This window comes from Magnetococcales bacterium (genome assembly GCA_015231755.1).
Classification (GTDB): Bacteria; Pseudomonadota; Magnetococcia; order Magnetococcales; family Magnetaquicoccaceae; genus Magnetaquiglobus.
In genome coordinates this window covers 177,518-190,596 of the sequence record JADGAZ010000004.1, presented here as the reverse complement: position 1 = coordinate 190,596, position 13,079 = coordinate 177,518, and the positions used below count along the sequence as shown (strand labels likewise).

At 60.8% G+C, this 13,079-nt stretch carries 3 protein-coding genes; all 3 read left to right on the top strand.

Going from position 1 to position 13,079, the window contains the following annotated elements; genetic code table 11:
• The first annotated feature begins 1 nt into the window (after position 1).
• Positions 2-2,152: a peptidase domain-containing ABC transporter gene (locus tag HQL98_04335; protein MBF0271296.1), complete on the top strand. Its 2,151-nt coding sequence runs from the start codon at positions 2-4 to the stop codon at positions 2,150-2,152.
• A 127-nt stretch (positions 2,153-2,279) separates the two neighbouring features.
• Positions 2,280-3,749, top strand: coding sequence for an HlyD family type I secretion periplasmic adaptor subunit (locus HQL98_04330; protein ID MBF0271295.1), 1,470 nt, complete (start codon positions 2,280-2,282; stop codon positions 3,747-3,749).
• A gap of 489 nt (positions 3,750-4,238) precedes the next feature.
• Positions 4,239-13,004 carry a hypothetical protein gene (locus HQL98_04325; GenBank protein ID MBF0271294.1) on the top strand — a complete coding sequence of 2,922 codons (8,766 nt, stop codon included), beginning with the start codon at positions 4,239-4,241 and terminating at the stop codon, positions 13,002-13,004.
• Positions 13,005-13,079: the final 75 nt, after the last annotated feature.

Genomic DNA, 13,079 nt, shown 5'->3' with positions numbered 1-13,079 from the left:
CATTTCCCCGTTTTTATCGGCCTTGCGGTGTTTGTTTCTGGTGTGTCGGCATCACGGCGTGGATGTCACCCCGGAGCAGTTGCTCGGTGCGCGGGAGGCGGATATCGTCGGCTCGATTTTGCGGCTGATGCAGGAGGTGGGGCTGAAAGGAGCCTTGCTCACCGGTCGCAAATGGAAGGAACTCTCCGGACTGGGCAGCGCCTATCCGGTGATGGCCGAAACCCGCAGCGGTCATTGGTTGATCGTCAGTCGGGTGGCACTGGCGGCCGACGGGGTGCCGAGTGCCACGGTGATGGACCCCAGAAGCGAACAGACCGGCACCGTGGTGGTGACCCGCAAGGAGTTCGAGGCGGATTGGAGCGGCAATCTCTTGCTGTGTCGGCGGGAGCACGAACCGGAAGTGGAGCGTCAGCCTTTCGGGTTGCGCTGGTTCATGCCGGAGATTCTCAATCAGCGCAAGCTGCTGCGCAATGTGGCCATCGCAGCGTTGCTGTCGAGCGTGTTGAGCCTGGCCATGCCGATGTTCTTCAACATCATGATCGACCGGGTGATCCCACATCAAAGCCGTCAGACCCTGTTGACCCTGATTTTCATCCTATTGGTGGTGATGCTGTTCGAGGCGTTGTTCAGCTATGTGCGACAGTATCTGATGCTGGTGGCCACCAACAAGATCGACGCCCGCTTGTTGTCCCGATCGTTTCACCATCTGCTGCATCTGCCGATGCCGTTTTTTGAAAACACCACCACCGGTATTTTGATCCGTCACATGCAGCAGACCGAGGTGGTGCGCAATTTTTTGACGGGAACCCTGTTTCACACCCTGCTGGATGCCGCCACTTTGCCGTTGCTGCTCCTGGGCCTGACCATGTACAGCGGCCTCCTCACCCTGGTGGTGTTGCTGTTCACCCTGGCCATCGCGGCGGTGATCGGGGTGATGCTCCCCACCTTCCGCAGTCATCTGGAGGGGCTTTACAATGCCGAAGGGTTGCGGCAGGCGGATCTGGTGGAGACCATCCACGGCATGCGAGCGGTCAAGTCCATGGCCCTGGAACCGTTGCGCAAGGCGTCGTGGGATCGCAAGGTGGCAGTATCGATTCTGAGTCGCGCCAGAGTGGGGGGAATCGGCATCAAGGCCACGGTGCTGACCGGTGCCTTGCAATCGTGCATGCAGGTGGCCATCATCGGCGTGGGAGCCATGGAGGTGTTCGACAACTCCTTGAGCCTCGGGGCGCTGGTGGCCTTCAACATGCTTTCCGGTCGGGTGACCGGGCCTTTGGTGCAGATCGTCGGTTTGATCAACGAATACCAACAAACCGCCCTGGCCGTGCGCATGCTCGGTTCGGTGATGAACCATCCCCCGGAACGGGATCCGAATCAACGGGGCATCCGCATGCCCATTACCGGGGCCATCGAGTTCAGCAACATCTCCTTCCGCTACGAAAAGGCGGTGCTGCCCGCGTTGAAACGGGTGTCCTTCAAGGTGGAAGAGGGACGCATGATCGGCGTGGTGGGTCGGTCGGGCTCCGGCAAGACCACCCTGACCCGTCTGCTTCAGGGGATCCACACCGCCCAGGAGGGGTTGATCCACCTCAACGGCCACGACATCCGCCATTTCGATTTGGCCCATCTGCGCCGCAGCATCGGGGTGGTGTTGCAGGACAATATTCTCTTCCGGGGCACGATCCGGGAAAACATCGCCGCGGGCCGACCCGAGGCCACCTTGATCGAGGTGATCGAGGCGGCCCGTCTGGCCGGGGCCGACGAGTTCATCGACCGTTTGCCCCACTCCTACGAAACCTGGGTGGAGGAGAACGCCTCCAACTTCTCCGGTGGACAACGGCAGCGGATCGCCATTGCCCGGGCGTTGCTGCTGAGTCCCCGATTGTTGATCTTCGACGAGGCCACCAGCGCCCTGGATCCGGAAAGCGAGGCGATCATCCGTCAAAGCCTCGACAAGATTTCGGCGGGACGCACCATGATCATCGTCTCCCATCGACTCTCCTCCCTGGTCTCCGCCGACGCCATTTTGGTGCTCGACAAGGGAGAGGTGGTGGATTTCGCCACCCACGAAGAGTTGCTGGAACGCTGCGACATCTATCGCCATCTGTGGGATCAACAGACCAGTCACACCACGCACGGCAGGGGTGCTTGAACCGGTTTGGGGGTTGAGGCGTTTCCTCGGCGTGTTCGCCAGGGTCACGTGACGCGGCACCGAATTTGCAAGGCCCAACGGGTCTGGTAAGCGTTCGGCGGTGTCGGTCATTTTTCCAGGAAACGAAATGAAGGAAAAACCAGGGGAGCAGAGCCAGGCCGAGACGGGCCAGGAGGTGGGACAACCCGCCTCGGGTTCTGGTGGACGGTCGGTCGGGTTGTGGCGGAGAATCTGGACACGGGTGTGGACCAGACGCTCCGAACGGGTGGTGCCGGACGCCATTCCCTTTCAGGTGGGCATCGATGTCATCATCGCGGAGAATCCGACTTTTTTGTTGATGTCGGTGTTTTATCTGGTGATCGGCATGCTGGTGTCGGCTTTGGTGATTTCTTCTTTGGTGGAGGTGGAGATGATCGTGGTGGCCAATGGCCGCCTGACCACCGATACCCCGCCGTTGCAGCTTCAGCCCATGGAACGGGCGATCATCCGCGAATTGAAGGTCAAGGCTGGGGACATGGTGACCAAGGGACAGATCCTGGCCACCTTCGACGCCACCTTCGCCCATGCCGATCTGTCATCGCTTCTGGCCCAGCAGCAGGCCCTTCAGGTGCAGATCCGGCGTCTGGAACACGAAATCAACAACACCCCCTTTGAAATCGGCGCCTCCCCCAACCAGGACGAACGGTTGCAGTCGGCGTTGTTGACCAAGCGTCAAGCCCAGTATCAGTCCCGTTTGCTGATGTTCGATGAGGAGATTCAACGCCTTCAAGCCAACATCCGCTCCACCGAGGATGAACGGGTCTCTTTGGCCACGCTCCTGAAAATCTCCAAGGATGTGGAAGGGATGCGGGATACGCTTCAAAAGAGCGGCACCGGCAGTCAGTTGCAGTATCAGGACTCCAAGGTGAACCGGGTGCGCACCGAACAGGCCCATCAGGAGGCGGGCAACCGTCTGGTGGAGATGCGACACAATCTGGCCGCCAAAAAGGCGGAGCGTCAGACCTTTGTGGACGAGTGGACTCGGCAGTTGCTGGATCGGTTGATCGAGGCGCGCACCGAGTCGGCCAAGCTCAATGAACTGGTGATCAAGGCCCGGCGGATGAGCGACATGGAGGTGATGACCTCGCCGGTGGATGGGGTGGTGCTGGATGTGGCCAAACGGGCCACCGGATCGGTGCTGAATCCGGCGGAACTGCTGATCACCATTGTGCCGGCGGACGCGGTACTGATCGCCGAGATCATGCTGGACTCCATCGACGTGGGGTATGTGGGCAACGGTGACAAGGTGGTGATCAAGGTGAGCGCGTTTCCCTATCAGCGCCACGGAGTGTTGGAGGGACGTTTGCAGTTTGTGAGTCAGGAGTCCTTCCAGGGGGTCAACGATGGCCGGGAGAGTGCGGCGCGCAATGCCGGCGGGGCGTTTCATGTGGGTCGGGTCAAGCTGACCAAGACCGATCTGGAGCATCTCCCGGAAGGGGCGCGGTTGATTCGTGGCATGACACTCACCGCCGATATCAAGGTGGGATCCCGATTGCTGATCACCTATTTCCTGTACACCCTGACCAGCATTATGGATGAAAGCCTCAAGGAGCGTTAGATCAGGCGGCAATTCTTGCAGGGTGAGGCAATTTCTGTCGGGTCGGATGGGGAGAGAAGGGGGGCGTGAGCGGTCGAACGGGGATTTATGTATGGTATTTTTTTTGCATGCTGTTTAAAGTGAGTAAAAAGTGATGCCTGGGTCCCGGTCTGCGCAAAAAAGGTTCAAGGCTGGCAGAGGGACGCCGATAAGGCGAATGTGAGTCTCTGTTTTTCTTGTGATGGGGCTGGAAACGGCATGATCCGAATGGTCCTTGAAAAGGATTTGTATGGCGGTTTCCTGACGCATGAAGGATTGCGGAGGCGATTATGTTTGACCCAACGTCAAAAATGTGTTATTCGTTGATGAAAGTCAGTCTGTTAAGAAATTCATGAATCATCCATAATTTTTCCGGTCACCCCCTTAAAATTTTTCTGTTGCGCCTGATTGCGGCATGGTGCTCACAGAAATTCGGTTGCCGCGGGACGCTCAAGAGGAGATCTAATCAAGATGGCTACATCGACCATGATTCAAATGCTGACCACGACTCAGATTGCCAATCTGACCAGTACCTCCTTGGCGACGTTTACGGCAACGGACCTTGGATATTTAACCACCACCCAGGTGAGTGCCCTCAAGACCACCCATATGGGTCTGCTGACCACCACCCAGGTTCCGGGTTTGACGGCCACGCAGGTGAGTGTTCTGACCACGACCCAGCTTTCCGCCTACACCATGACCCAGTTGGGTGTGTTGACCACAGGCCAGGTGGGTGCTTTGACCACCACCGGTGTGAACTCCCTGACCACCACTCAGCTCAGCGGCGTGAAGTCCACCCAGGTGGCGGCGTTGAGTACCACCCAGTTGGCGGTGTTGACCACCACCCGGGTCGCCTCGTTGAGTACCACCCAGTTGGGCGGTCTGAAGAGTACCCAGTTGGGTGCCATGAGCACCACCCAGGTGAGCGGACTCACCACCACCCAGATCAGCTCGTTGGGTTCCGCGCAGGTCACCGGCCTGACCACCACCGCTTTGCGCACCCTGACCACCACCCAGTTGGGGGGAATGAACACCACGCAACTGGGGTCCATCAGCACCACCCAGGTCTCCGGACTCTCCACCACCCAGGTGGTGGCCTTGAGTACCACTCAATTGAGCGGATTGAAGTCCACCCATCTGGCCTCACTGACCACCACCCAGTTGGCATCCGTGACCACCACGGAGCTGGGCTCCTTGAGTACGGCCCAGGTATCCGGATTGACCACCACCGCGTTTGGCGTTTTGAGCACCACCCAGTTGCGGGGATTGAGTTCGACTTCCGTGGGTTCCTTGAACGCGACCCAGGTGGGCGCCCTGACCACCACGGGGGTTGTGGCCCTGACCACCACCCAGTTGGGGGGGATGACCGCCACCCAGTTGGGCGTGTTGACCACCACCCAGTCGAGCGTGTTGACCACCACCGGGATTCTGGCCCTTTCCACCACGCAGGTGGCTGGCCTGAAATCCACCAATATTGCGTCCATGAGTACCACTCAGACCAATATTCTGACCACCACGATGGTCTCTTCTCTTTCTTCGTTGCAGGTGGCGGGTCTGACCACCACGGCCCTGGCGGCCATGTCCACCACGCAGATGACCGGCATGAACACCACGCTGCTGGGTGCCCTCACCGTCACGCAGATGGGAGGTTTGAGCACCACTAAGCTGGTGGCTCTGACCACCACCCAGTTGAGCGGGGTGAAATCCACCCAGTTGGCGGTGTTGACCACCACCCAGATGAGCGGCTTGACCACCACGGGTATCGGGTCGTTGTCCACGAGTCAGGTGAATGGTCTGTCCACCACCGGTCTGGCGGTGATGACCACCACCCAGTTGAACGCCATGACCACCACCAATCTGGGTTCCTTGAAGACCACCCAGGTGGCGGGTCTGACCACCACGGGCCTGTTCGCCATGACCACGACCGTGTTGAGCGGTCTGACCTCGACCCAGTTGGGGGCGTTGTCCACCACCCAGTCGGGTGTGATGACCACCACGGCGTTGCGTTCTCTTTCCACCACCCAGATCGGCGGCCTGAAGACCACCAATCTCGCGGCGTTGACCACGACCCAGACCAGTAACCTGACCACGACCCAACTGGGTGGACTCTCTTCCACGCAGGTGGTTGGTCTGACCACGACCCAACTGTCTGCCTTGACCACGACCTCGCTGAGCGGTCTGGGGACCACGCAACTGGGTGGCCTGACCACGACCCAGATGACCGGCCTGACCACCACCGGCATGGCGAGTCTCAACACGACCCAGTTGAGCGGCGTGAAATCCACCCAACTGGCGGCGTTGACCACCACCCAGGTCGGTGCCATGACCACCACGGGCTTGGTCTCCCTGGCCACGACCCAACTGTTGGGCCTGACCACCACCGAGTTTTCCGTGCTTTCGACGACCCTGCTGCGCAGCCTCACCACCACCCAGCTGGGTGGATTGAGTTCGTTGCAGGTGGGTGCGATTTCCACCACCGGGATGGCGGTTCTGACCACCACCCAGATGACCGGCATGACTTCGACCCAGTTGGGTGCCATCTCCACGACCCAGTTGGCCGTGATGACCACCACTGGACTCGCGACCCTCTCCACCACCCAATTGAGCGGCGTCAAGACCACGCAACTGGCGAATCTGTCCACGACCCAGACCGGCACGCTGACCACCACCCAGCTGGGTGGCTTGTCCACCGCGCAGATCAGCGGTTTGACCAGCACCGCGATGAAAGCCCTGAGCACCACCCAGCTGGGTGGCCTGTCCGCCACACAGATCGGGTCCATGACCATCACCCAGGTGGAGAATCTTTCCACCACCGGACTGGGGGCACTTTCCACCACCCAGACCGGCGGTTTGGCCTCTCAGCAGATGGCGAGCATGACCACCACCCAGGTGTCGGCCATGACCACCACCAAGGTGTTGGCCTTGACCACGACCCAGATGGGCGGCTTGAAGACCACGCAAATCGCGGCGTTGACCACGACCCAGGGTGCGATTCTTTCCACCACCCAGATGAGCTTCCTGACCGCCACCCAGATGGCGTCGCTGACCACCACCATGCTGGCTGCCATGAGCACCACCCAGATGGGTGGGGTGAGTTCCGGTCAGTTGGGTGCCTTGACCACGACCCAGGCGTCTGCCCTCACTACCACCAAGATGGGTGCTCTCACCACCACCCAGGTGGGCGGTCTCAAGACCTCTCAGCTGGCAGTGATGAGCACCACCCAATTGCGCAGCCTGACCACCACCCAACTTGGTTCCATGAGTTCGACCCAGATGGGTGGCTTGACCACCACCGGCATCACGGGCATGAGCACCACCCAGTTGGGTGGCCTGAACACGCTGCAATTGGGCGCGTTGACCGCCACGCAGGTGGGGGGGTTGACCACCACCGGTCTGGCCTCTTTGAACACGACCCAACTGAGCGGGATCAAATCCACCCAGTTGACGGCCTTGACCGTGACCCAGATCAGCGGTTTGACCACCACGGGTCTGGCCTCCCTGAGCACCACCCAGCTGGGTGGACTGAGCAGCACCGGCATGGCCACGCTGACCACCACTCAGTATTCGTCCCTGACCATGACCCAATTGGGCGGCTTGAGTGCCACCCAGGTGGGGGGCATGTCCACCACGCAGCTTTCCAAGGTGACCACGACCCAGATCGGCGGCATGACCTCCACCCAATTGGGGAGCATGACCACCACCATGTTGTCGGTGTTGACCACCACCGGCTTGCGTTCCATGAGCACCACCCAGATCGGTGGATTGAAATCCACCCAACTGGCGGCCATGACCACCACCCAGACTGGTAACCTGACCACCACCCAGGTCAATACCCTGAGTCTGGCCCAGATCGGCGGCCTCACCGTGACCATTCTGGGTTCTCTCTCTACCACCCAGCTTTCGGGGATGACTTCGACCCAACTGTCCGGGTTGAGTACGGTTCAGGCGATCGGTTTGAGCACGACCCAGTTGGTGGCCATGAATACCACCCAGATTGGTGGCATCAAGTCCAGCCAGTTGGCCGCGCTTTCGACCACGCAGCTGCGTTCCCTGACCACCACCGGATTGGCTTCCCTGGCCACTTCCCAGATCACCGGCATCACCAGCACCGGTCTGGGAGCGTTGTCCACCACCCAGACGGCCAGCCTGACCTCGGTGCATCTGGCGGCGATCAGCTCGGCCCAGGTGGGTGGCCTGTCCACCACTCAGGTGGCGGTTCTGACCACCAGCCAGTTGAGCGGTTTGACCGCCACCATCGTGGGTGCCTTGAACACCACGCAAATGGCGGTGTTGACCACCACCGGCGTGGCGGCGCTTTCCACCACCCAGGTGGGTGGCCTGAAGACCACGCAGCTGGCGGCGTTGACCACGACCCAGTTCCGGAACATGAACACGACCCAGCTCTCTTCCCTCACCGCCACCCAGGTGGTTGGGTTGAGTGCCACCGCGATCACCGCCATGACCACGACCCAGATCGCGGGCATGAAAACCACCCAGATCGGCGGCCTCACGGCCACCCAGATGGGCGGATTGACCACCACCGGTCTGGCTACCCTGACCACCACCTTGCTCTCGGGTCTGCAATCCACCCAGTTTGCCGCCCTGTCCACCACCCAGCTTTCCGTGATGACCACCACGGGTCTGGTTTCGTTGAGCACCACCCAGGTGGGCGGATTGACCAGCACCTTGATCAAGGCGATGAGCACCACCCAGTTGGGCGGATTGAATACCACTCAGCTTGGTTCCTTGAATGCTTCACAGGTGGGTGGTTTGAGCACCACCGGTCTGGCGGCCCTCTCCACCACCCTGCTTTCCGGACTGACCTTGACCCAATTGGGTGAGTTGTCGGTGACGCAGGCGGCGGTGTTGACCACCACGGCGGTCCGTGCCCTGACCACCACCCAGGTGAGTGGCATCAAAACCACCCAACTGGCGGCCCTGACCACCACCCAGACCGCCAATCTGACCACCACGCAGATTGCTTCCCTCAGCTCCACGCAGGCGGGAGGCTTCAACACCACCCAGATCGGGCTGTTGACCACCACGCAACTGGGTGGCATGACCTTGACCTCTCTGGGCGGTCTGAGCGCGACCCAGGTGGCCTCCTTGACCACCACCGGTGTGGCCACGTTGAACACCACCCAGCTGAGTGGCGTGAAATCCAGCCAGTTGGCGGCGTTGACCACCACGCAACTGCGCAGCCTGACCACCACGGGTCTGGCCTCCTTGAACACCAGCCAGATCGGCGGTTTGACCAGCACCGAGATGGGGGCGTTCTCGACCACGCAGTTCAGTGCGCTGAATACCACCTTGTTGGGGGCGTTGACCTCTGTGCAGGTGGGCGGCGTGACCACCACGGCCATGGCGGTGATGACCACAACCCAATTGAGCGGATTGACCTCGACTCTGCTGGGCAGTCTGACCACCACCCAGACGGTGGCGATGACCACCACGGGTCTGAAATCCCTCACCACCACTTTGTTGGGCGGCTTGAAGTCCGCGCAGCTCGCTGCGTTGACCACCACCTTGTCGGCCAACCTGACCACCACCCAATTGGGCAGCATGAGCACCACGCAGGTGGGTGGCTTCTCCACCACCGGTTTGGCCAGCATGACCACGACCCAGCTGGGCGGATTCAACTCGACCCTGGTGGGCGCCTTGTCGGCCACCCAGGTGGCGGGTCTGACCACCACGGGTCTGGCCTCGTTGAACACCACGTTGCTCTCCGGCATGAAATCCACCCAGGTGGGTGCCCTGACGGCGACCCAGTTGCTGGCGATGACCACCACCCAGGTGGCGAATCTGGCCACCACCCAGTTGGGTGGTTTGAAATCGACCCAGCTTAGCTCCATGACCACCACCCAGTTGCGTACCTTGACCACCACGCTGCTGGGCTCGTTGACCACGGCGCAGTTGACCGGCATGACCACCACCGGGATGAACACCTTGACCACGACCCAGGTGGCGAATCTGGGGTCGGTGCAGTTGGGCGGTCTTACCACCACCCAGTTCAGTGCGTTGACCACCACGGGTATGCTCGCGATCACCACCACCAATCTGAGTGGCCTCAAATCCACCCTGGTTGCGGGTCTGTCCACGACCCATATGGCCGCGCTCACCACGACCATGATGGGGGCGTTCACCACCACCCAGGTGGGCGGTCTGTCCACCACGGAGCTGGCCACCCTGACCACCACCCAATTGAGTGGATTGAGCGCCACGCAGATTGCCGCGTTCAACATCACGCAGGTGGCGGGTCTGACCACCACGGGTTTTGCGTCTCTCAGCACGACCCAGATGGGTGGCATGGCCTCTCAGCAGATGGCGGTGCTTTCCACCACTGAGATGGCTTTGTTGACCACCACCAAACTCGCCTCCCTGACCACGTCGCAGGTGGGTGGACTCAAATCCACGCAGCTCGGGGCCATGACCACCACGGGTGTGGCGATTCTGACCACCACGTTGATCGGGTCCCTCTCCTCGACGCAGGTGGGTGGTTTGACCACCACGGGAATCAAGACCCTCACGACCACCCAGTTGAGTGCCGTGAACACCACCCTGATCGGTGGCCTCAGCACCACTCAGATGGGCGGATTGAGCACCACTCAGATCGTGGCCATGACCACCACCCAGTTGGGTGGCCTGAAATCGACCCAATTGGGGGTGTTGACCACCACCCAGTTGGGCACGATGACCACCACCGGGCTTGTGGCGTTGAGCACGACCCAGCTGGGCGGTTTGACCACCACGCTGCTTGTGGCCATGACCACCACTCAACTGCGTGCCATGAACACCACGCAGATCGGTGGCCTGAACGCGACTCAGATTGCCGGCATGAGCACCACGGGGATTGCCAATCTGACCACCACCCAGATCACCGGGTTGACCTCGATTCAGCTGGGTGTGTTGACCACCACGCTGACCAAGGCGTTGACGACCACGGAATTGCAGTCGATCACCACGACCCAGTTGGGCGGATTGAAAACCTCCCAGTTGGAGATGATGACGACCACGCAGACCGCCACCATGACGACCACGCAATTGTCGTCGTTGACCTCCACGCAGTTGACGGGTCTGACCACCACCGGTGTGGCCACCTTGACCACCACCCAGTTGCGCGGCCTGACCTCCACGCAGATTGGCGGTCTGACCACGACCCAGACCGGCAGTTTGACCACCACCGGTGTGGCCAACTTGACCACCACGTTGTTGAGCGGCGTCAAGTCCACCCAGTTGGCGGTGTTGACCACCACCCAACTGCTTTCCCTGACCACGACCGGGATCAATTCCCTGGCCACGACTCAGGTGGGTGGTTTGACGGTCACCGGCGTGGCGGCTTTGACCACCACGTTGTTGAGTTCCCTGGGTACGACCAATCTGGGTGCGTTGAGCGCGACTCAGGTGGGTGGCATGACCACGACCCATCTGTCGGCTCTGACCACGACCATGCTGACGGGCCTCACCCTGACCCAGGTGGGGGCGTTGACCACCACCCAGGCCAGTGTGTTGACCACCACGGGTCTGGCCACCTTGACCACCACTCAATTGAGCGGTCTGAAGACCACCCAGTTGAACGGGATGACCACCACTCAGGTGCGTATTCTCACCACCACCCAGGTGAATTCCCTGACTGCCACCCAGGTGGTGGGATTGAACACGACTCAACTGAGCAGCATGAGCACGACTCAGTTGGTGGGCATGAGTACGACTCAGTTGGGGGCGTTGACCACCACTCAGACCGGCGGTTTGACCACCACCGGCCTCGTGGCCCTGACCACCACCCAGTTGAGTGGCCTGAAATCCACCCAACTGGCGGTGTTGACCACCACGCAGATGCGTTCGTTGACCACCACGGGTGTGGTCACGCTGTCCACCACGCAGATGGCCGGTTTGACCAGCACCACGATGGCGGGCATGTCTACGACGCAGTTGGGTTCCTTGACCGTGACTCAGATGGGTGCCTTGAGTTCGGGCCAAGTGGGTGGCTTGACCACCACCGTGATCGCGGTGTTGACCACCACCCAGGTGAGCGGTTTGACCTCGACCCAGGTGGGCGGTTTGACGACGACCCAGATGGGGGTGATGACCACCACCGGCCTCAAGTCGTTGAGCACCACCCAGGTGTTGGGGCTGAAGACCACGCAACTGTCGGCGTTCACCACGACCCAGTTTGCGATTCTGACCACCACCCAGGTGGATTCCATGACCTCGACCCAGGTGGCTGGTCTGAGCACCACCGAGATCGGGGCGATCACGACTACCCAGTTGGGTGCCTTGACCATGACCCAGTTGGGCGGTTTGACGGTCACGCTGACTGCCGTGTTGAGCACGACCGGCCTCAAGGCGTTGACCACCACCCAGTTGAGCGGCTTCAAATCCACTCAGTTGGGTGCCTTGAGCACGACGCAGCTTTCCGGCCTCACCACCACGGGCATGGCCTCCATGTCCACGACCCAGTTGGGTGGCCTGACCAGCACGTCGTTGGGTGGCATGTCCACCACCATGCTGGGTGCCTTGACCATGACCCAGTTGGGCGGGTTTGGTACGGCCTCGGTGAGTGGTCTGTCCACCACGGCGGTGGCGATCATGTCCACGACCCAGTTGGGCGGTTTCAGTTCCTCCCAGCTTGGGGTGTTGACCACGACGCAACTGGGTTCCATGACCACCACCGGCCTGCGTACTTTGACCACCACGCAGATGTCCGGCATGAAGTCCACGCAGGTGGCGGCGCTCTCCACGACTCAGGTGGCGTCGTTGACCACCACCCAGATGGGCGGTTTGACTACCACCCAGATGGGCGGACTGGAGACCACCGATGTCATGGTGTTGACCACGACTCAGGTGGGCAGTCTGACCGCGACCCAGTTGGGCGCGTTGACCACCAGTTCGGTGGGTGTGTTGACCACGACCGATCTGCGTTACCTGACCGCCACCCAGTTTGGTGGTATCAACTCCGCACAGGTGGCGGCGTTGACCTCCACCCAGGTGTCGGTGTTGACCACGACCCAGGTGGCTTCTTTGACCTCAACCCAGGTGCGGGGTCTGGAGTATCTGGACATCTCGTATCTGACCACCACCAACATCGCGGTGATGACCACGACTGCGTTGGGTGGACTCACCTCGACTCAGGTGTCGGGTGTGACGTTGGGTGGCACCACGTATGGTGGATTCACCACGACCCAACTGGGTGTGTTGACCAGTGATCAGTTGACCACCGTGTTGGGTGTGCTGAGCTGATTGCTCTATAGCCTGACGGTTTGACTTTTTCCCACCGGCCAGTCCTTCTCCTTCGGGAGCGGGACTGGCCGGTGT

Coding starts and splice junctions, on each gene's coding strand:
- HQL98_04330 (MBF0271295.1), top strand. CDS start 2,280: ATGAAGGAAAAACCAGGGGAGCAGAGCCAGGCCGAGACGGGCCAGGAG.
- HQL98_04325 (MBF0271294.1), top strand. CDS start 4,239: ATGGCTACATCGACCATGATTCAAATGCTGACCACGACTCAGATTGCC.